Here is a 20,825-nt window from a genome sequence, read left to right on the forward strand (position 1 = left end):
ATGGTCACGATTTATGAGAGAAAGCCGGCCCATGAAAGGAAGCCAGGGCTATCGCGCCGCGAGCTTCTGAAGCGCGGCGGTGTCGGCGCGTTGCTGGTGATTTCGGGCAGTGCCGTCATCAGCCCGGAACATGCATGGGGCCTCGAGACATCCGCGCTCAAGCCCGAAACCATGGCAACCCTGATCCAGATGGCGCGCGACATCTACCCGCACGACCAGGTGCCTGACAAATATTACGCAATCGCCGTCAAGGCCCATGACGAGCAGGCCGGCAAAGACTCCGCCCACAAAGATCTTATCGAAAAAGGCATTGCCGAGCTCGACTTGAAGTCGGGCAAGGACGGCTACACCGGTCTCGGCTGGGAGGAGCAGCGCGTTGTGGTGCTGAGAGAGATCGAGGACACGCCATTCTTTCAGGCCGTCCGCGGCGGGCTGGTCGTCGGCCTCTACAACCAGAAAGAGGTCTGGCCGATCTTCGGCTACGAGGGCGAGTCCTACTCCAAGGGCGGCTACATGGCGCGCGGGTTCGACGACATCGAGTGGCTCTGAGCCTCATCGTCCCAAACCGTACACAACAGACATCATGGGAGGAAACCATGGCAGCACCATTTGATCTCAAGAACGACGGCGTGGTCGTCATCATCGGCTCGGGCGCCGGCGGCGGCACGCTCGGCAACGAACTCGCGCAGAAGGGCATCGATGTCGTTATCCTGGAGGCGGGCGCCCGCCATGAATACGAGGATTTCATCAACGACGAGTGGGATTCATTCGCCCAACTCGCCTGGACGGACAAGCGCACGACCTCGGGCGACTGGCGGGTGGCGAAGGATTTCCCAAACCTGCCGGCTTGGATCGTCAAGGCGGTCGGCGGCTCGACCACGCACTGGGCGGGCGCCTCGCTGCGCTTTCAGGAGCACGAATTCAAAACGCTTTCGACCTACGGAAAAATGGTAGGCGCGAACCTGCTCGATTGGCCGATTACGCTTGCCGAGCTGGAGCCCTACTACGCAAAGGCCGAAGACAAACTAGGTGTGACGCTCACCAACAACATCCCAGGCCTTCCCGGCAACAACAACTTCAAGGTGATGAAGGCCGGCGCCGACAAGCTCGGCTACAAGGAGTGCCACACCGGCCGGATGGCAATCAATTCCGAGCCGCGCGACGACCGCAATGCCTGCCAGCAGACCGGCTTCTGCTTCCAGGGCTGCAAATGGGGCGCCAAATGGTCGACGCTCTACAGTGAAATTCCCAAGGGCGAGGCGACCGGCCATCTTGAGGTCAGGCCGAACGCCATGGCGATCAAGATCAACCACGATGCCTCAGGCAAGGTGACTGGCGTCATCTATGCCGATAAGGACGGCAGACTGCAGGAACAGAAGGCCCGTATCGTCGCCGTCGCCGGAAATTCGATCGAGAGCCCGCGGCTGCTGCTCAATTCGGCATCGAGCCAGTTTCCCGACGGCCTTGCCAATTCCTCGGGGCAGGTCGGCAAGAACTACATGCGCCACACCACCGGCTCGGTCTACGGCATTTTCGACAAGCCGGTGCATATGTATCGCGGCACCACCATGGCCGGTATTATCCGCGATGAGGCCCGCAATGATCCTTCGCGCGGCTTCGTCGGCGGCTACGAACTGGAGACGCTGTCGCTCGGCCTCCCGTTCATGGCCGCCTTCCTCAATCCCGGCGGCTGGGGGCGTTCCTTTACCACGGCGCTCGACCACTACGACCATATGGCCGGGATGTGGATAGTCGGCGAGGACATGCCGCGCGAGGAAAACCGCATCAGGCTGCATGCCGATATCAAGGACGAGCACGGCATGCCGGTGGCGGACGTCCATTTCGACGACCATGCCAACGACACGGCGATGCGTAACCACGCCTACAAGCAGGGCTCGGCGCTCTACACGGCGGTCGGGGCGACGCGGACCTTCCCGACGCCACCCTATCCGTCGACCCATAATCTCGGCACCAACCGGATGAGCGAGGAGGCGGCCGACGGCGTCGTCAACAAGCATGGCCAGGCGCACGACATCAAGAACCTGTTCGTGTCGGATGGCAGCCAGTTCACCACCGGCGGTGCTGAAAATCCGACATTGACGATCGTGTCGCTGGCGATTCGTCAGGCTGCCTATATTGCCGAACAGATGTCGGCCAAGAGCATTTAGCCATACCCTCCCGACTGCCTGCTGGCGCGGAACCTCGCAAGGTTTCGCGCCTCTTCTTGTCGGCTGTTCAACGCCTTGTGCAGGTCGAGGCGGTGAAGGCGCCGTCAGGCTGCTTCATGATGATGTCGAAGGACGGGCTGGTCTGACCGTCCAGGGTGGCTTGCGTGAGCGAGATCGAATTGCCGCCGGTCGTATAGCCGCCCAACGGGCCCAACCAGGTGATCTCGCCGTTTGCATCCATCTGATAGTTGTAGCCCTGCCGGGCGGTTCCGAAGGTCACCGGGCCGCTATAGACATTCCCCTTGATGGTGATGTCGCCAAGGCTGAGGAACATGCCAAGCAGATAGACTTCGCAGTGATAGGTGCCGTCCGGCAATTTGCCGTCTGTGAATTCGGCGCGTGCACTGCCGCTCGCTGCAGCCAGAAGCATGGTGCTGAAAATACAAGAAATCCTGGAGGCCATGACGTCGCTCGTTTGAAGATCGAACTTGCCCCATTTTCCTGCTGCGCTGCAACGGTTCGCCGCCTTTGATCTGGTTCTGCTCAAAGCTGGTGCATTAATTCGCGGGTGATCAAAAATTAGGCGAGAGCGGGAAATTTTTTCTCAAGCAGAGCACCGGCTGCCGCGCTTATCTTTGGCGGCTAATATAGTAACCGGCTGATAGGGCTAGGAAATCCAAGCCCACTTAATTTTGCTCCCGCGGTTGGCACAGCCGTTGCATGGTCTGTTTGCGATGCGATCAACCAGCTAGGGAGTTTTGAAATATGAGGGGCAGTTTCTCGACAATAACAAAAATGTTTTCGGCAGGCGCGGTTACGGCCGGCCTGCTGATGAGTGTCCCGGCCAGGGCTGCTGACGACACGATCAAGGTGGGTATTCTCCATTCGCTGTCGGGGACCATGGCGATTTCGGAGACGACGCTGAAGGACGCCATGCTGATGCTCATCGAAGAGCAGAATGCAAAGGGCGGCCTGCTCGGCAAGAAACTCGAAGCGGTCGTCGTCGATCCGGCTTCGAACTGGCCGCTGTTCGCCGAAAAGGCGCGCGAGCTGATCTCCAAGGACAAGGTCGCGGCGGTGTTCGGTTGCTGGACCTCGGTGTCGCGCAAGTCGGTGCTGCCGGTGTTCAGCGAACTCGACAACATCCTGTTCTACCCCGTCCAGTATGAGGGCGAGGAGAGCGAGCGCAACGTGTTCTACACCGGCGCGGCGCCGAATCAGCAGGCTATTCCGGCGGTCGACTATCTGATGAGCGAGGACGGCGGTTCGGTGAAGCGCTGGGTGCTTGAAGGCACCGACTATGTCTACCCGCGCACCACCAACAAGATCCTTGAAGCCTATCTGAAGGCCAAGGGCGTCGCTGCCGAAGACATCATGGTCAACTACACGCCGTTCGGCTTCTCCGATTGGCAGACCGAGGTCTCGGCCATCAAGAAGTTCGGCTCGGCCGGCAAGAAGACCGCCGTCGTCTCGACGGTCAATGGCGACGCCAACGTGCCGTTCTACAAGGAACTCGGCAACCAGGGCATCAAGGCTGAGGACATTCCGGTCATGGCCTTCTCGGTCGGCGAGGAAGAGCTTGCCGGTCTCGACACCGCGCCGCTCGTCGGTCATCTCGCCGCCTGGAACTATTTCCAGAGCATCGATACGCCCGAGAACGCGAAGTTCATTGCCGACTGGCACAAGTTCATCAAGAACGACAAGCGCACCACAAACGATCCGATGGAAGCCCACTATGTCGGCTTCAACATGTGGGTGAAGGCGGTTGAGAAGGCCGGCACCACCGACCCTGACAAGGTCATCGACGCCGTGATCGGCGTCTCGGTGCCGAACCTGACCGGTGGTTATTCGACCATGATGCCGAACCATCACATCACCAAGCCGGTGCTGATCGGCGAAATCCAGGCCGATGGCCAGTTCGAGACCGTCTCGCAGACGCCTAGTTTGGTGATGGGTGACGAGTGGTCTGACTATCTGGCTGATTCGAAGGACCTGATCTCCGATTGGCGCGCGCCTCTGTCCTGCGGCAACTTCAATGTTGCAACCGGCAAGTGCGGCGGCAAGGGAACCAACTGATCCTCCCGGGTCTGACGGTCGTGGATTTCTCCACGACCTAGACCGCGACGCGTCCGGGCGAGCTCCTCCTCTCCTCCAGCCCGCTCGGACGCGAAGTTCAACCCTTCAAGAGTCGCCAGAAATCGATGATCTTCACTCGCGCGATCGGCCTGACGCTGCTGCTCCTCCTGGGGATGCTATCGCCGTCGAACGCTGCCGAAGCGGATCTGCGCGCCATCATCGCCAAATTTGCCACTGCCTCGAATTTTTCGGCCACCGAAGCTGTCGTGCGCGAGCTGGCGGCCACCGGTGATACTGCCGTCGAACGCCCGCTCGGCGCACTCGCGGAGGGCGATCTTTATGTTCGCAAGGCCGATTCGCTGGTTTTCATCGGCAAGGAAGGTGGCGGCAACGTTGCGTTGCTCGACCCGCTGAGCGGTGAAAAATCCGGCGAGGCGGCCAAGGGCGAGATCACCAAGATCAAGGTCAACAATACGCTGCGCCGCGTCATCCGCGATGCGCTGGGCACGCTGACGCTCGGCGCGAAAGATCCGGCCGCGCGCATTGCCGCCGCCGACACCATGTTCAAGACGCCCGATGCCACAAACATCGAGCCGCTCGATGCCGCAATCGCCAGCGAAACCGTGGCGAGCGTCAAAGCACTGCTCGAACAGGCCCGCGCCGCATCGGGCCTGGTGTCGGACAGGCCGGAGGCCGATAAACTCCCGGCGATCGCCCTGATCGGCGCGCGCGGCGACCGCGACGCGCTGTCCCTGCTCACCGCCGTCGAGGCCAATTCCGAAGGCGCGGTCAAGGACGCGGCGACGGGGGCGATCGCCAGGATCAATTCGACGCTGGCGCTGTGGGATGCGGGCCAGAACATCTGGTACGGCATTTCGCTCGGATCGGTGCTGCTGCTGGCGGCGATCGGTCTCGCCATCACCTTCGGCGTGATGGGTGTGATCAACATGGCGCATGGCGAAATGGTCATGCTCGGCGCCTACACGACCTTTGTCGTGCAGGAGGTGATCCGAAATTCCTTTCCCGGCCTGTTCGACTGGTCGCTGGTTATCGCGCTGCCGCTCGCCTTCTCGGTCGCGGCGCTCGTCGGCCTTGTCATCGAGCGGGGCGTGATCCGTTTCCTCTACGGCCGGCCGCTGGAGACGCTGCTGGCGACATGGGGTGTCTCGCTGATCCTGCAGCAGGCCGTGCGCACCATCTTCGGGCCGACGAACCAGGAGGTCGGCAATCCGTCATGGATGTCCGGTTCGTTCAATATCGGCCAGCTTGCCGTGACCTGGAACCGGCTCTGGATACTGGTATTCGCGCTCGCCGTATTCGCGGTGCTGCTTTATGTGATGAAGCGCACGCCCTGGGGCCTCCAGATGCGCGCCGTCACCGCCAACCGCCGCATGGCCGCGTCGATGGGCATCAGGACACCTTGGGTCGACGCGCTGACCTTTGCATTGGGGTCCGGCATTGCCGGCATCGCCGGTGTCGCGCTCAGCCAGATCGACAATGTCTCGCCCAATCTCGGCCGCGGCTACATCATCGACAGCTTCATGGTCGTCGTCTTCGGCGGCGTCGGCAATCTCTGGGGCACGCTGGTCGGCGCCTTCTCGCTCGGCATCGTCAACAAGTTTCTCGAACCCTATGCCGGGGCAGTTCTCGGCAAGATCGTCGTGCTGGTCCTCATCATCCTGTTCATCCAGAAACGCCCGCGCGGCCTGTTCGCGCTCAAGGGCAGGTCGGTGGAAGCATGATCACGGGACGCTTCTTCGCCGCCGGCGCCGACCGCCGCATCGCCATCATGATCTTCATCCTTTTGGCAGTCGCCATCATCGTGCCGCTGCTCAATCTTGCAGTCTCGCCGACGAGTGCGTTCTACGTGCCGTCCTATGTCGTCGCGCTCACCGGCAAGTATCTCTGCTACGCGCTGCTCGCCTTGGCGCTCGATCTCGTCTGGGGGTATTGCGGCATCCTTTCGCTCGGCCATGGCGCCTTCTTCGCGCTCGGCGGCTATGCGATGGGCATGTATCTGATGCGCCAGATCGGTTCGCGCGGCGTCTACGGCAATCCGCTGCTGCCGGATTTCATGGTGTTCCTGAACTATAGGGAACTGCCGTGGTTCTGGTACGGTTTCGACCACTTCTGGTTTGCCGCGATCATGGTGCTTGCGGTGCCCGGCCTGCTCGCCTTTGTCTTCGGCTGGTTCGCTTTCCGCAGCCGCGTCACCGGCGTCTATCTGTCAATCATAACCCAGGCGATGACCTATGCGCTGCTGCTTGCGTTTTTCCGCAACGACATGGGTTTCGGCGGCAACAACGGCCTGACCGATTTCAAGGATATTCTCGGCTTCAACGTGCAGGCCGATGCGACACGCTCGGCGTTGTTCGTGGCCAGCGCCATAACGCTGGCGCTCGCCGTCTTTGTCACCTGGGCAATCGTCGGCTCCAAATACGGCAAGCTGCTGATGGCGGTGCGCGACGCCGAGAGCCGCACGCGCTTTCTCGGCTGGCGCGCGGAGAACGTCAAACTGTTCGCCTTCACTGTGTCGGCTGTCATGGCCGGCATTGCCGGCGCGCTCTACGTGCCGCAGGTCGGCATCATCAATCCAGGCGAGTTCGAGCCGTCGAATTCGATCGAGGTCGTGGTATGGGCGGCCGTCGGCGGGCGCGGCACCATCGTCGGGCCGATCATCGGCGCGCTCGTGGTCAATGCCGGCAAATCCTGGTTCACGGGCGTGCTGCCGGAGTTCTGGCTGTTTGCACTGGGCGGGCTGTTTGTCGCCGTCACGCTGTTCCTGCCCAAGGGCATTGTCGGCATGTGGGATTCCTGGCGTGGCAACGCCAAGGCGCTGCGCGCCGCCTCGATCGCCGACGAAGCCGGCACCGATCCCGACTTCCCGGCGCCGCCAAAGATCGTTCGCTCGGCTGCGAGAACGCCCGGCGACTGGTCCGCGTCCAGCCCCGAACCGCAGCCGGCGGAGTGAGCGATGTCGAAGAGCAACACCATCCTCTATCTCGACGGCGTCTCGGTTTCCTTCGACGGCTTTCGCGCCATCAACAATCTGTCGCTGGTGCTCGACAAGGGCGAGATGCGCGCGATCATCGGTCCCAACGGCGCCGGCAAGACCACGATGATGGATATCGTCACCGGCAAGACGCGACCCGACGCGGGCGAGGTTTTCTTCGACGGCGAGGTCGACCTGACGAAACATGACGAGGCCGAGATCGCCATGATGGGCATCGGCAGGAAATTCCAAAAGCCTACGGTCTTCGAAAGCCACACGATCGAGGAGAACCTGATGCTGGCGCTGAAGGGCCCACGCTCGATCTTCCCGGCGCTGTTCCATCGCCGCTCGGCCGCGGAAGTGCGGCAGATCGACGATATCCTCGGCATCATCCGGCTTGGCAACAAGCGCGACGAGCTTGCCGCCAATCTCAGCCACGGCCAGAAGCAATGGCTCGAGATAGGCATGCTGCTGGCGCAGGATCCGAAGCTGCTGCTGGTCGACGAACCGGTCGCCGGCATGACCGACGCCGAGACCGAGGAGACCGCGCGGCTGCTCAAGGATATTGCGCGCGACCATTCGGTCATCGTCGTCGAGCACGACATGCATTTCGTGCGCGAGCTCGGTGTCAAGGTCACCTGCCTGCACGAAGGCTCGGTGCTTTCCGAGGGCTCGCTGGATTTCGTTTCGGCCGACGAGCGCGTCGTCGAAGTCTATCTGGGGAGATGATCATGGTCTGGCGCGTTCCGTTCCATCATTTCGACCTTTCGTTCTTCAGGCGTTGGAGAAAGCGCTGACCATGCTCGAAGTCTCCAACGCCACGCTCCACTACGGCGCCGCCCAGGCGCTGCGTGGCGTCTCGCTGAAGGCCGGCGCGGGTAAGATCACCTGCGTGCTCGGCCGCAACGGCGTCGGCAAAACCAGTTTGATGAGATCAATCGTCGGCCACCACCGGCTGACGAGCGGAAGCGTTGCCTTCGAGGGGAAGGCGCTCGACCGGAGCGCGGCGTATGATCGCGCCCGGTCGGGCATCGCATTCGTGCCGCAGGGCAGGGAGATCTTCCCGCTGCTCACCGTGCGGGAAAACCTCGAATCGGGCTTTGCGCCATTGAAGCGCGCCGATCGCAACATTCCCAGCCACGTCTTCGAATTGTTCCCGGTGCTGAAGCAGATGCTCGGCCGCCGGGGCGGTGACCTTTCCGGCGGCCAGCAGCAGCAGCTTGCCATCGGCAGGGCGCTGGTGATGCGGCCGAAACTGCTGGTGCTCGACGAGCCGACCGAAGGCATCCAGCCGTCGATCATAAAGGATATCGGCCGCGCCATCCGCTATCTGCGCGACCAGGCAGGCATCGCCGTGCTGCTGGTCGAACAGTATCTCGATTTCTGCCGGGAATTGGCCGACGAGGTCAACATCATGGACCGCGGACAGATCGTCCACACCGGCCCGGCCGAGGATCTCGACCGGGCGGATGTCAGGAAATTTCTTACGGTGTAGGGTCGCAAACCTCTAGGATTAGCCGAACCATCCCTCACTTCGTCATCCTGGGGCGAAGCAAGCAGCGAGGGGACGCGGCGCAGACCCCAGGATCCATGCCGTGCCGTCAGTCAAAGAATGCAGCGGTCAAGAACAGAAGCCGTTTTCCGGCGTACACCATCCTGGATTCTGTACCGTGGCGACGCTCAGAAGCTACGGCATGGATCCTTGGGTCTTCGCTCCGCTCCGCGTCGCTACGCCCAAGGATGACGAAATCACGAAGGTCACCGTTTGCAACTCGAGCGCGTTGAAGATTGCATGCTAGATTTTGCTTGGCCTTGGTGAGTCGGCCGCTTTCCGTATCAGTCTCAATCGGCAGATCAGAGGAAGGTGCAACCGCGCCATCACACTTCATGCGAGCGGCTTCCTCCTGTGATTTGATTATTGTTTCAACTTCGGGCACCCAGGGCAGCCGATGGAACGTTACGTCGAGGACTACCAGAAACGACGGCTCACCGAGCGCGTCGACATCATGACCGCCATTAACATTCTGAAATCGCAAGGATACGACTACGACGAGCTGATCGCAGAGATCACCAAGGTCTTCTACGTCGATCTCGATACCTACAACGAGGTCGTGATGGCGGCATGAGGGCTGACGGAAGGAGCGGACGCGCGATGCCGCCAAGTGGCTAGCTTGCGCGTCGGAAGGTCGAGGCCGCGAGGCGGTTGCGACCGCCGCGTTTGGCGGCATAGAGCGCCTTGTCGGCGGCGCTGAGCACCTTGTCGAAGCTCATGCCGTCCTTGCTGCCGAAAGCGTATCCGGCGCTGACCGTACATGTCAGGGGACGGGTTTCGGTCTCGATGACACGCGCGGCGAAGGCGGTGCGTATGAGCTCGGCGATAAACTCCACCGCTTCGGGCAGAATGCGCGGCAGGACCAGCGCGAATTCCTCTCCGCCCATGCGCGCGGCGACATCGGTCGGGCGAAGGTTCTCGACCAGTTCCTCGGCGAACACTCTCAGCACCTGATCGCCCGTGGCGTGGCCGAATTCGTCATTGATGGCCTTAAAGCCGTCGAGGTCGAACACGACTACCGCTGTGAAAGCCCCGATCGGGACGCCGCCATTGAGATCGAACAGCGCGCGGCGATTGAGCAGGCCGGTCAGCGGATCGGTCAGCGCATCCAGACGGTGATGTCGGGCCAGACGGCCCTGGTTGAACGCCAGCGAAGGGCGCCGATGCCGGTCATGCTGGCATGACGACGACGAGGCTCAGATCCTCGGCCCAGTTGCTCGGCGCATGGTCCGAGGACCAGCTTCCCATCCCATGCACGCGCCATGGCACACAGCACAAAGGAAATGCCGGTGGTCGAATAGAGCATGGTAAGGCCGATGATCGGGACAGGGGCTTCGCTGCGCCCGATCCAGTACTGATACGCCGTTGCAAACAGAAGCAGGGCGGCAAGGAAATTTTCGAACATGAAGCCGAGCCCGTCATATCCGAGCGCCATCGGCGGCAGCGCCAGGGCAAGCGAGATGCAGCTGCCGAGCACCGTCAGCGGTATCGGCGACCGGCCTGACCTGAACTGGTAGGCGGCGCCTAGCATGGTCGAGAACCCAACCAGGAGCAGGGTGAATGTTGCGATGCCGAGGATGCGTCCGGGCGTCTCGAAATAGTCCTCGTAGATAACAACATCGCCGACGATCAACAGCGCGCTGATCGACCACGTCAGCAGAAACTTTTCAGTTCGCGCGGTCAGCCAGATGCCGAACAACGTCAGGCTCAGGCAGGCGGCGGAAAAACCGACAGCCAGCAGAAGTGAGTGGTAGTCGAGCGACATGCCCTAACCCGCGGCTGCCCTAGCTCCGCGGATTCATGCAGCAAGGAGGTATCGATAAGGTTACGATGGTGATGAAGATGTCACAATTCGAGGCCGTCAGCCTGTGACACGTTTCATCAGCGCCATGGCGCCGAACGGCGCGCGGACCTTGCCCTCCGTAATGAAGTAGACGAACACATCGCGCGGTTTGACCGGCGCGTCGGTTGAGGGATCGGCGCGCGGCAGGTCGGCCGGCGCCTTGCCTTCCGCCCAGGTTTTCGCCCGCGCCGCCCATTCGTCGAGCGCCTTTGGCGTGTAGCAGTCCGGATTGTCGTCGCTGCCTGTCTGCAGCCGCGCATAGATGAAATCCCCAGTGACGTCGGCGATCCCAGGATATTTGGCGTGGTCGGCGTAGACGATCGCCACCTTGTATTTGCGCGCCAGGGCGGCGAATTCCGGCACGACGAAACTGTCGTTGCGTACCTCCACCGCATGGCGCAGCGCGACGCCGTCCTGCTTTTCGGGCAAAAGCCTGAGAAAGGCCTCGAAATCGTCCGGATCGAACTTTTTCGTCGGCGCGAACTGCCACAGGATCGGCCCGAGCTTATCGCCGAGTGCGGCGACGCCCGACCCGAGGAAGCGCATCATCGATTCACCGGCCTCGCCGAGCACGCGGCGGTTGGTGACGAAGCGGTTGCCTTTCAACGAATAGACGAAGCCATCCGGCGCCTCACCAGCCCACTTGACGAAGGTCGGCTCCTTGAAACTCGAATAATAGGTGCCGTTGACCTCAATGCTCGGCACCTGCCGGGTTGCGTAGTGCAGCTGCTTCGCCTTGGATAGCTTGTCCGGATAGAAGGACGTATCCCACGGCTCGAAGGTCCAGCCGCCCATGCCGGCGCGGATTGTTCCCGATTGAGTCAATGTCGTCCTCCCGGTTTGCTGAAAAGGATCAGATGGCGATCGTCTCGACGGCTTTGGCCATGTCGACGACCATCCATCCTGGCCGATATGGATTGGGCCGGCGACCCGTTTCGCGAAAACCGTAGGCCTTATACAACGAAACGTTCCGTTCCATTCTGGAATTGGTGTAGAGTCGGATTTCAGGCAAGGTCCACAGGCGGGTCTGTTGCTCGGCCCAGTCGAGCAGCGCTATGCCGAACCCCTTGCCCTGAAAGGCAGGCGCGACGGCGACACTGAAGATCATCGTATGGTCCGGATGCCGTTCGAGAACGATCAGGCCGGCCGGCTCGCCGCTGCTTTCCAGCAGCCAGACCCTCGCCGCGTCCGATCCGCGGCGCATAGTCCTCGGTGACCGGGATCGGCGGCGCGCCGAACAGGGCGGTGTAGGGCGCATAGGCGGCTTCGGTCAGCCGGGCGACAGCGTCAAGATCACCGGCAAGCGCTCTTCGTATCTTCATTTGAAGGTTCTTCCAAACGCCAGCCAGTCCTCACTCACTCCGCCGCTTCGCGCTTGCCTCCGGGCCGCCGCTCCAGCAATTCCCGCAGGAACTGGCCGGTATAGCTGCGCTTCTCGCGGACGATGTCCTCCGGCGTGCCTGAGGCCACCAGCTCGCCGCCGCCGTCGCCCCCCTCGGGACCGAGGTCGAGCACCCAGTCGGCGGTTTTGATGACCTCGAGATTATGCTCGATCACCACAACCGTATTGCCCTGGTCGACCAGCTCGTGCAGCACTTCGAGCAGCTTGGCGACGTCGTGGAAATGCAGGCCTGTGGTCGGCTCATCGAGGATATAGAGCGTCTTGCCGGTCGCCTTACGCGACAGTTCCTTGGCCAGCTTGATGCGCTGCGCCTCGCCGCCCGACAAAGTTGTCGCCTGCTGGCCGACATGGATGTAGCCGAGGCCGACTTGCTTCAGCGTCTCCAGCTTGTCGCGCACGCCGGGCACGGCGGCGAAGAAATCGACGCCTTCCTCGACCGTCATGTCGAGCACGTCGGCAATCGACTTGCCCTTGAACAAGACGTCAAGCGTTTCGCGATTGTAGCGCTTGCCATGGCAGACATCGCAGGTGACGTAGACGTCGGGCAGGAAGTGCATCTCGATCTTGATGACGCCGTCGCCCTGGCAGGCTTCGCAGCGGCCACCCTTGACGTTGAACGAGAAGCGACCCGGCTGATAGCCACGCGCCTTGGACTCCGGCAGGCCGGCGAACCAGTCGCGGATCGGCGTAAAGGCGCCGGTGTAGGTGGCAGGATTGGAGCGCGGCGTCCTTCCGATCGGCGACTGGTCGATATCGATGACCTTGTCGAGGAACTCGAGGCCCTCGATGCGGTCATGATCAGCCGGATGCTCGCGCGAACCCATGATCCGGCGCGACGCTGCTTTGAACAAGGTTTCGATCAGGAAGGTCGACTTGCCGCCGCCGGACACGCCGGTGACGGCGGTGAAGGTGCCAAGCGGGATTTCGGCGGTAACGTTCTTCAGATTGTTGCCGCGCGCGCCGACGATCTTCAGGCGCCGGTTCTTCTTGGCCTCGCGCCGCACCGCCGGCGTCGCCACTTCGAGCTCGCCGGACAGATATTTGCCGGTGATCGAGGCGGGGCTTGCCATGATCTGCTGCGGCGTTCCCTGGGCGATGATGTGGCCGCCATGGATGCCGGCAGCGGGGCCGATATCGACGACGTAGTCGGCATGCAGGATGGCGTCCTCGTCATGCTCGACGACAATCACCGTGTTGCCGATGTCGCGCAGGTGCTTCAGCGTGTCGAGCAGGCGCGCATTGTCGCGCTGGTGCAGGCCGATCGACGGCTCGTCCAGCACATAGAGCACGCCGGTCAGGCCGGACCCGATCTGCGAGGCCAGGCGAATGCGCTGGCTCTCGCCGCCCGATAGCGTGCCGGAATTACGCGACAGCGTAAGATAGTCGAGCCCGACATCGTTGAGGAAGCGCAGCCGCTCACGGATTTCCTTGAGCACTCGCACCGCGATCTCGTTCTGCTTGTCGCTGAGCGAAGCGGGCAGCTCGGTGAACCATTGGTCGGCCTTGCGGATCGACAGTTCGGTGACTTCGCCGATATGCTTGCCGGCAATCTTCACCGCAAGCGCTTCCGGCTTCAGCCGGTAGCCGCGGCAGGCCGGGCAAGGCGTGGCGGACATGAAGCGCTCGATCTCCTCGCGCATCCAGGCGGATTCGGTTTCCTTCCAGCGCCGCTCCAGATTGGGAATGACACCTTCGAAGGTCTTGGTCGTCTTGTAGGAGCGCAGGCCGTCATCATACTGGAAAGTGACCTCACGCTCGCCGGTGCCATGCAGGATGGCTTGCTTTGCCTCCTCGGTCAGATCCCGGAACTTGTCGCCGAGCTTGAAGCCATAGGCCTTGCCCAGCGCTTCGAGCGTCTGCACGTAATAAGGGGAAGTCGATTTCGCCCATGGGCTGACTGCGCCGGCACGCAGGGACAGGTTGTCGTCGGGCACGATCAGGCTGGCGTCGATGGCGCGCTGGCTGCCGAGGCCGTCGCAGGTCGGGCAGGCGCCGAACGGGTTGTTGAAGGAGAACAGCCGCGGCTCGATCTCGGGGATGGTGAAGCCGGACACCGGGCAGGCGAATTTTTCCGAGAACAGGATGCGCTCATGCGTCTCGTTCTTCGACTTGTTGACCGAATCCTCGCCGGTCTGGCTGGCGTCGAGCGGCCGGTCGGCGAATTCGGCCACCGCCAGCCCGTCGGCGAGCTTCAGCGCGGTCTCGATCGAATCGGCAAGCCGCGTCGCCAGATCGCCGCGCACGACGATGCGGTCGACGACGACGTCAAGATCGTGCTTGTACTTCTTGTCCAGCGCCGGCACGTCGGCTATTTCGTAAAAGACACCGTCGACCTTGACGCGCTGGAACCCCTTTTTCTGCAGCTCCAGCAGTTCCTTGCGGTACTCGCCTTTGCGGCCGCGCACCATCGGCGCCAGGATGAACAGACGCGTGCCTTCCTCGACCGCCAGCACGCGGTCGACCATCTGCGACACCGTCTGGCTCTCGATCGGCAGCCCGGTGGCCGGCGAATAGGGAATGCCGACGCGCGCGAACAGCAGGCGCATGTAGTCGTAGATCTCGGTGACCGTGCCTACCGTCGAGCGTGGATTCTTCGAAGTGGTCTTCTGCTCGATTGAGATGGCCGGCGACAATCCGTCGATCTGGTCGACATCAGGCTTCTGCATCATCTCTAGAAATTGCCGCGCATAGGCCGACAGGCTCTCGACATAGCGGCGCTGGCCCTCGGCATAGATGGTGTCGAAGGCGAGCGACGACTTGCCGGACCCCGACAGGCCGGTCATGACGATCAGGCTGTCACGCGGCAGATCGAGATCGACATTCTTCAGATTGTGTTCGCGCGCCCCGCGAATGGAAAGATATTTATGGTCGGCCATCGCCGGTCGCCGCCTCAGATCTGGAATCTCATGGGATGGCGGGTTGTCCCGACCATCCCCTATGTAGGTAATTTCGTCACCTTTTCGAGAGACGCCACAACTCTCGACCAAAGCCTTTAACCGTCTTTCGCGCGGGCGAGCAAGCGGAAAGAACAAAGGCCGAACACGCTCCTGACAAATGCGTCTGTGAAACCAGCTTCACAAACCGCCCCATCATGGTGGGTTTGAAGTTCCACGCGTTTGCTGGGTCGCGGACCTATAAACGGGCGGGCTGCTAGCGACCGACGTGGACGCGGCCCGCCGACGGAGAGCGAAGTCACACCGCAACAAAAGAAACCGTACCCATTAATACAATCGCTGCCGCCGCAGCAAACCAATACGACGAGCGTAGAACGTTGCGGTCGCTTTTCTTCCCATGGCCTCTCACGAGCAAAACCAAGCCGACCGAGCAGAAGATAAATCCCACAAGGGCCGACAGAATAAGGAGATACATACCCTCTCCACTCCAAACTGCGTACTCTAGCAAATGGGGGCATCTGTCGATAGTCACTCTTCGCGCGCACCACGCAGCACTCTAATCCACGGCCGACCCCGCGCTGCTCAAAACTGGAGCGAATTTCGGATTTGCCATTTAAGCGATCACATTTTTTGTAATCGGCTATCCAACGGTTGACGTCTCAGCCTCAGGGGGGCAGACTCCAAACGTCACCGAAGCCGGCTGTCTTTCGATGGCCTCGCCACCCAAGGTGGCCTGCGAGACGCCGCGGGCTTTTGCGATATGTGCTTCGGACGACGCCAGTCGCAATGGACAGAAAAGGAGAGCAGAGGAATGACTCCACCGGACAGTCCCCTGAGGCTCCACGTGTCGCTGGAGCCGCGGCAGGCATAAGTGCCAGGGCTAGGCGTTTACGCCGCCCGACAAACCGTGACCTGCCGATCCCCATAAAATCAGAGACTACTAGTCGGATCGTCGGCTGAACGCCGCGAAGCATCCGAAATCAAAAGCCGGCAGTGTACTCCCGGCGAGTTTTGGATTTTTAGATCCAAAAAAAGCCCCGACCGTTTGCGGAAGCAGCGGCGGGGCCGTTCGTTTCAAATGGCCGCAAGCGGCACGAGTGCCTTGAGATCAGTGGCAGCGAGACGGCCGATGGATGTTTCCTATCGCCGGGGGACGTTGATCTCGCCGGCGCCGACATCGAAGGTTATGCTGCCGGAAATCCTGACGTCGGTATCGCCGATCTTGAACTGGCCGTCGCTGGGCACGGCATCGTCGGGGTCGGGAGCCGGCTTGGCGATGCGACAGTCGCCGGCCACTCCGGGCAGTGTGCCGTTCTCCGACGGCGTTGAATTGTCTTCGGCGAACGCCGCTCCGGAGGTCATGGCCGCGACGGCAACACCGATGACTACGCGGTTCAAACGGCTGCGTGAAATCTTGTCGAGCATCGGCGGACTATATCGCCGCGCCATGGTCGAAGCCAGACCAGTGGCGATCAAACTCGCAGAATGACTTGGCCGTCGTCGCTCATGAGCCGGCTATCTTTCACGCCGCCCTTTTACGCGTGTCAAAAACATGATCGACAAGCCCCCAAGTCTTTGCCTCCTCGGCGGTCATGAAATGGTCGCGGTCGAGCGTGCGTTCGACCTCTTCGAAGGTGCGACCGCAATGGTGCGCGTAAAGCTCGGTCATCCGCCGCTTGGTCCTGAGAATGCCTTCGGCGTGGCGCTGGATGTCGGAGGCCTGGCCCTGGAAACCGCCTGACGGCTGGTGCAGCAGGATGCTGGTGTTGGGCAGCGCGATGCGCCGGCCCGGCGTGCCCGCCATCAGCAGAAACGAGGCCATTGAGGCGGCAAAGCCCATACAGACGGTCGATACCGGACTGCTTATATACTGCATCGTGTCGTAGATGGCGAAACCGCTGGTCACCACGCCGCCCGGCGAGTTGATGTAGAGCGAAATCTCCTTATCGGGATTGTCGGATTCCAGCGACAGAAGCTGGGCACAGACCAGCGCCGACACATTGTCGTCGATCGGACCGTTGATGAAGACGATGCGCTCGCGCAGCAGCCGCGAAAAAATGTCGAAGGCGCGTTCGCCGCGGCTCGACTGCTCGATCACCATCGGCACAAGGTTGGCAAAACCGCTCATCGCTTTTCTCCGTTGTGCCGCTCAGGCCGCACGCAGGAGGCGAGGCGCGTTTGCGGCAATGGTCTGTCTGGGGCTGTGTGCGTTGAGCGAAAGCCGGCAACCGGTGCCTGCAACCGCAGGCGCAGCTACTCGCGTAAATCCATTGTGGACGATGCGCAGATGCGTACCGCCCGACACGGTGCGGTCGAGCGTAAAGGTGACGATACTGTCCAGCGGATCCGCTGTATTGCCAGGCGCCGGCCGCTCCCGCCAGGAATAGCGCAGCAGGCGTTCTGGCTCGGCGTCGAGGATTTCGCACTCGATCTGCGCATCAGCCTTAGCAAAGGCAAAGCGGCCGCCGATTTCAGGCTTGATGTCGTTCGGCATCATCCAGGCTGCGAGCAGGTCTGGTACCGTCAGCGCCCGCCACACTTTTTCCGGCGGCTCTGGAAGCTCGCACTCGAACTCGATCGAATCTGCCGCCATGTCTGAATGCTGTTTTGCCGTCATTGATCCATATCCTTCAAAACCGCCTTGAGCCTTTCGATACGCTCGGGCCAGAACGCGCGGTAGCGCTCGATCCAACCGAGCAGTGGGTCGAGCCCTTGCGGATCGGCGCGATAATAGGCGTTGCGGCCGGCTCGCCGCTCGACCACCAGGCCGGCGCCGCGCAGCACCGCGAGATGCTGCGACACGGCCGGTTGCGACACGGTCATGCCGCTGCGCAATTCCGACACGGTCATCTCGCCAGCGGAGAGCCGCTCGTAGACGGCGCGGCGCGTCGGGTCGGAAAGCGCTCGAAAAATCTCTGCTTCGATCATGATAGAAGCATAAGTCTACACTTATTGATTTGGCAAGTGGTCTTTTCGCGCCCATATGAAATGGCGCGGCGAACCCCATCGATTGCTGACATTCCTTGACAGTTGGGTTTGGTGGGCCTAGAACGAAAAGAGAACAAAAACCTTGTGGGAAAAGGCAGCCGCGGCAGGCGGGGATTGTCCGCAGTCTATAAGGTGAGCGACAGAAATTTTGTTTCGGATGAGCGCGGAGAAGTATCATGGCGGGTAGCGTCAACAAGGTCATTCTGGTGGGCAATCTCGGGGCGGACCCGGAAATCCGCCGTTTGAATTCGGGTGAGCCGGTCGTCAATATCCGCGTCGCCACGTCGGAAAGCTGGCGCGACAAGACTTCCGGCGAGCGCAAGGAAAAGACCGAGTGGCACAATGTCGTCATCTTCAACGACCAGCTCGCCAAGGTCGCCGAGCAGTATCTGAAGAAGGGTGCGAAGGTTTATGTCGAGGGCCAGTTGCAGACGCGCAAATGGCAGGACCAGACCGGCAATGACCGCTACACGACCGAAATCGTGCTGCAGAAATTCCGTGGCGAGCTGCAGATGCTCGACGCACGCGGGCAGGGCGAGGGCGGTCAGGTCGGCAGCTATGCCGGTGGCGGCAGCAGCCGCGGTTCGGACTTCGGCCAGTCCGGCCCGGGCGAGAGTTTCAATCGCGGCGGCGGTGGCGGCAGTAAGGGTGGCGGCGGTTCGTCGCGCGAACTCGACGACGAAATTCCGTTCTGATCCTTCGGAGCAAACGGCTCTGCGCGAGCTGACAACGCCAGCTATTTGGGGCCACGCATTGGCGTCTCGAAAATCTGTCTTGGATTTTCGGGACGTTGTCCGTTTGAGTAGTGCGCGGTGAAAGGACGTATCAGATGAAAGCACGGGTCAAATGGGTCGAGGAGCGCACGTTCGTCGGCGAGTCCGGCAGCGGCCACAAGGTTGTGCTTGGGACCGCGTTCGGGCCGGACGGCAAGACGCCGGGGCCAAGCCCGATGGAACTGGTGCTGCTCGGCACCGGCGGCTGCTCGGCCTATGATGTCGTCCACATCCTCGAAAAGGGCCGCGAGGCGGTCGAAGACTGTGTGGTCGAGCTCGACGCCGACCGGGCGGAGAAGGAGCCGCGGGTGTTCACCCGCATCCATATGCATTTCATCGTTAAGGGCCGCGCGCTTTCGCCCGACAAGGTGAAACGGGCGATCGACCTGTCGATCGAAAAATACTGCTCGGCCTCGGCAATGATGGCCAAGACCGCCGAGATCACCCACGACTTCGAAGTCATCGACACCACGGCTAAGTAGGATGGCGTCCAGTGGCGGCGGCTCGTCGCGCGAGATGGACGATGAAAATGACGGCCTCGGCAATCAAGCGCGAGGCCGCTTTCATTGTCATGCCGCCATCAGCGCCTTGATGCCATCGGCGACAAACTGCACGGCGAGCGCCGCCAGGATGACGCCGAGCAGCCGGGTCAGGATCGAGCGGCCGGTCTGGCCGAGGATGCGGTCGATGCGCTCGGCCAGCACGAACACCAGCAGATCGCGATGATGCCGACAAGGGCTGCCTGCGCGCCAAAACCTGGAAACGAGCCGGACAGCAGGACGGTCGCTGAAATCGCTCCCGGACCGGCGATCAGCGGGATCGCCAGCGGAAAGGCGGCGATATTGTGGATCATGTCCTTGGTGATGGCGACGTCGCCGATCTTCTCCTTGCGGTCCTGCCGGCGCTCGAACACCATTTCGAAGGCTATGAAGAACAGCAGAAACCCGCCGGCGACGCGGAACGCCGGCAGCGTGATGCCGAACACCGACAGGATCGATGCGCCGGCGATTGCAAACAGCGCCATCACCAGGAAAGCGATGATCGAGGCCCGGACAGAAACCTGGTTGCGCTCCTCGCGGTTCATGCCGCGTGTCACGGCGAGGAAGAGCGGCGCCAGGCCAGGCGGGTCGATGGTCACGAGAATGGTGACGAAGGCATTGAACAGGCTGTCGAAGCTCGGCATCTCTGACCCTCCCCGCCGGGCCGTGCCCGAGACCCCAGCATTGGTAGAGCAAAGTAGGAGCGGTGAAAACTGCTGGAGAAACTGCCCGCGTGCCGGGAAACCTTTTGATGTCGACGGGACAGCACCCCCCCTCTGGCCTGCCGGCCATCTCCCCCGCAAGGGGGGAGATTGGCAGCTCAGTCAGCCGCGCTATCTTGCTCAACGTTGGAGATTTGGCGAAGGCTGATGTGACATCCGATCTCCCCCCTTGCGGGGGAGATGTCCAGCAGGACAGAGGGGGGTGGGAAGGATCGCTGCGGCTCTCATTTCGCACCGCTGCGTTCCTCGGTGCCCATTAACTTCCCCCCGCGCGCCGCGCCAGGAACTCGACTTCGAGCCGCCAGGTCGCGCCGTTGTCCTGCGAGCGTTCGCCCAGCCAGCGGAAGGAATTTTCGGTGATGCGGGAGAAACTCCAGCGCACCGAAGCGCCGGTGCCGTCAGCGCCTTGCTGGACGATGGTGTCGCCCTCGGCGCGACCGAGCTGGCGGCTGTAATATTGGGTGCGCGGATCGCTCCAGAAAATATGCCAGGCGTCGACGCCGGGGTCATAGACGCGCAGTGTCGTGCCATAGAAAGTCCATTTGCCGAGGGAAGCCTGTGCGCCAGTGTTCCGCGCGGGCAGGATCCATACGTCCTGGATCGCGCGGCCTTCGAGCACCCAGCCGAAATGCACCTCGCCGCGCCCGGTCAGCACTTGGCCGTCTTCGAGATGGCGCGTGGCGTTGAATATCCAGGCGCCGACGAAGCGGCCGTAAAGATCCAGTTTCTCGGCAAGGTTTGCGGCTGGCCCGTCGCTGTGCAGGGCTTCGGCAAAGGAGGATGAATTGAACATGGTTGTGGTCTCTTCTTGTCAGGAGACCGGGAGGAATAGGCCTTGGCAGGCTTCTTGCGCTTGGGAAAATTGCTATCTTTCAA

Annotated in this window: 19 protein-coding genes and 3 pseudogenes; 10 read left to right on the forward strand and 12 right to left on the reverse strand. The window is 61.8% G+C overall.

What is annotated here, in order from left to right; all coding sequences use genetic code 11:
* Together NKH36_RS16070 and NKH36_RS16075 are read left to right on the forward strand one after the other, a co-directional pair.
* Window positions 1-549 (forward strand): gluconate 2-dehydrogenase subunit 3 family protein, encoded by a 549-nt coding sequence (locus tag NKH36_RS16070; protein WP_352959108.1) that lies wholly within the window; start codon window positions 1-3, stop codon window positions 547-549.
* A 47-nt stretch (window positions 550-596) separates the two neighbouring features.
* Window positions 597-2,168: a GMC family oxidoreductase gene (locus NKH36_RS16075; protein ID WP_352959106.1), complete on the forward strand. Its 1,572-nt coding sequence runs from the start codon at window positions 597-599 to the stop codon at window positions 2,166-2,168.
* Between the two features lie 67 nt (window positions 2,169-2,235).
* Here NKH36_RS16075 and NKH36_RS16080 read toward each other — a convergent pair whose 3' ends face one another.
* Window positions 2,236-2,631: a hypothetical protein gene (locus NKH36_RS16080; RefSeq protein WP_352959104.1), complete on the reverse strand. Its 396-nt coding sequence runs from the start codon at window positions 2,629-2,631 to the stop codon at window positions 2,236-2,238.
* Between the two features lie 302 nt (window positions 2,632-2,933).
* On the opposite strand from NKH36_RS16080, the gene urtA reads away from it, so the two are divergent.
* From urtA to NKH36_RS16110, 6 genes are all read left to right on the forward strand, one after another.
* A complete protein-coding gene (gene urtA, locus NKH36_RS16085; protein ID WP_352959102.1) occupies window positions 2,934-4,244 on the forward strand; it encodes an urea ABC transporter substrate-binding protein in 1,311 nt (436 codons plus the stop codon).
* Between the two features lie 125 nt (window positions 4,245-4,369).
* Window positions 4,370-5,986 (forward strand): urea ABC transporter permease subunit UrtB, encoded by a 1,617-nt coding sequence (urtB, locus tag NKH36_RS16090; RefSeq protein ID WP_352959100.1) that lies wholly within the window; start codon window positions 4,370-4,372, stop codon window positions 5,984-5,986.
* Window positions 5,983-7,215, forward strand: a complete 1,233-nt coding sequence (urtC, locus tag NKH36_RS16095; protein ID WP_352959098.1) for an urea ABC transporter permease subunit UrtC — start codon at window positions 5,983-5,985, stop codon at window positions 7,213-7,215. Before urtB ends, urtC begins: the two co-directional genes overlap by 4 nt.
* 3 nt (window positions 7,216-7,218) lie before the next feature.
* Window positions 7,219-7,965: an urea ABC transporter ATP-binding protein UrtD gene (gene urtD / locus NKH36_RS16100; protein ID WP_352959096.1), complete on the forward strand. Its 747-nt coding sequence runs from the start codon at window positions 7,219-7,221 to the stop codon at window positions 7,963-7,965.
* Window positions 7,966-8,035: 70 nt separating this feature from the next.
* Window positions 8,036-8,731, forward strand: coding sequence for an urea ABC transporter ATP-binding subunit UrtE (gene urtE / locus NKH36_RS16105; protein ID WP_352959094.1), 696 nt, complete (start codon window positions 8,036-8,038; stop codon window positions 8,729-8,731).
* 454 nt (window positions 8,732-9,185) lie between these two features.
* Complete coding sequence (locus tag NKH36_RS16110; protein WP_352959092.1) at window positions 9,186-9,362, forward strand: hypothetical protein; 177 nt, start codon at window positions 9,186-9,188, stop codon at window positions 9,360-9,362.
* A 40-nt stretch (window positions 9,363-9,402) separates the two neighbouring features.
* Here NKH36_RS16110 and NKH36_RS16115 read toward each other — a convergent pair.
* The 9 genes and pseudogenes from NKH36_RS16115 to NKH36_RS16155 all read right to left on the reverse strand — a co-directional run bounded on the left by NKH36_RS16115 (window position 9,403) and on the right by NKH36_RS16155 (window position 17,855).
* A pseudogene (locus tag NKH36_RS16115) lies at window positions 9,403-10,553 on the reverse strand (GGDEF domain-containing protein).
* Between the two features lie 96 nt (window positions 10,554-10,649).
* On the reverse strand, window positions 10,650-11,456 hold the full coding sequence (locus NKH36_RS16120; protein WP_352959090.1) for a DUF72 domain-containing protein: 807 nt from the start codon (window positions 11,454-11,456) through the stop codon (window positions 10,650-10,652).
* A gap of 28 nt (window positions 11,457-11,484) precedes the next feature.
* Window positions 11,485-11,953 (reverse strand): annotated as a pseudogene (locus NKH36_RS16125) (GNAT family N-acetyltransferase).
* 34 nt (window positions 11,954-11,987) lie between these two features.
* Entirely contained in the window at window positions 11,988-14,909 is a 2,922-nt protein-coding gene (gene uvrA, locus NKH36_RS16130; protein ID WP_352959088.1) for an excinuclease ABC subunit UvrA, read from the reverse strand.
* A gap of 316 nt (window positions 14,910-15,225) precedes the next feature.
* The gene (locus tag NKH36_RS16135; protein WP_352959086.1) at window positions 15,226-15,402 is read right to left on the reverse strand and encodes a hypothetical protein; all 177 of its coding nucleotides are present in this window, start codon (window positions 15,400-15,402) and stop codon (window positions 15,226-15,228) included.
* 665 nt (window positions 15,403-16,067) lie between these two features.
* Window positions 16,068-16,376 carry a hypothetical protein gene (locus tag NKH36_RS16140; protein WP_352959084.1) on the reverse strand — a complete coding sequence of 103 codons (309 nt, stop codon included), beginning with the start codon at window positions 16,374-16,376 and terminating at the stop codon, window positions 16,068-16,070.
* A 73-nt stretch (window positions 16,377-16,449) separates the two neighbouring features.
* Window positions 16,450-17,055, reverse strand: a complete 606-nt coding sequence (locus tag NKH36_RS16145) for an ATP-dependent Clp protease proteolytic subunit (protein WP_352959083.1) — start codon at window positions 17,053-17,055, stop codon at window positions 16,450-16,452.
* Between the two features lie 21 nt (window positions 17,056-17,076).
* Window positions 17,077-17,544, reverse strand: a complete 468-nt coding sequence (locus NKH36_RS16150; protein WP_352959081.1) for an SRPBCC family protein — start codon at window positions 17,542-17,544, stop codon at window positions 17,077-17,079.
* Window positions 17,541-17,855 carry an ArsR/SmtB family transcription factor gene (locus NKH36_RS16155; RefSeq protein ID WP_352959079.1) on the reverse strand — a complete coding sequence of 105 codons (315 nt, stop codon included), beginning with the start codon at window positions 17,853-17,855 and terminating at the stop codon, window positions 17,541-17,543. The genes NKH36_RS16150 and NKH36_RS16155 overlap by 4 nt, the downstream gene beginning before the upstream one ends.
* Window positions 17,856-18,091: 236 nt before the next feature.
* On the opposite strand from NKH36_RS16155, the gene ssb reads away from it, so the two are divergent.
* Window positions 18,092-18,610 carry a single-stranded DNA-binding protein gene (ssb, locus tag NKH36_RS16160; protein ID WP_352959077.1) on the forward strand — a complete coding sequence of 173 codons (519 nt, stop codon included), beginning with the start codon at window positions 18,092-18,094 and terminating at the stop codon, window positions 18,608-18,610.
* Window positions 18,611-18,744: 134 nt separating this feature from the next.
* Window positions 18,745-19,170 carry an OsmC family protein gene (locus NKH36_RS16165; protein WP_352959075.1) on the forward strand — a complete coding sequence of 142 codons (426 nt, stop codon included), beginning with the start codon at window positions 18,745-18,747 and terminating at the stop codon, window positions 19,168-19,170.
* Between the two features lie 87 nt (window positions 19,171-19,257).
* Here the strand turns inward: NKH36_RS16165 and NKH36_RS16170 are convergent.
* Both NKH36_RS16170 and NKH36_RS16175 read right to left on the reverse strand, forming a co-directional pair.
* Window positions 19,258-19,805: pseudogene (locus NKH36_RS16170) on the reverse strand (MarC family protein).
* Window positions 19,806-20,205: 400 nt separating this feature from the next.
* Window positions 20,206-20,742 (reverse strand): hypothetical protein, encoded by a 537-nt coding sequence (locus NKH36_RS16175; RefSeq protein WP_352959073.1) that lies wholly within the window; start codon window positions 20,740-20,742, stop codon window positions 20,206-20,208.
* Window positions 20,743-20,825: the final 83 nt, after the last annotated feature.

Origin of the sequence: Mesorhizobium sp. M1312 (assembly GCF_040318115.1) — a bacterium.
Taxonomy (GTDB): domain Bacteria; phylum Pseudomonadota; class Alphaproteobacteria; order Rhizobiales; family Rhizobiaceae; genus Mesorhizobium.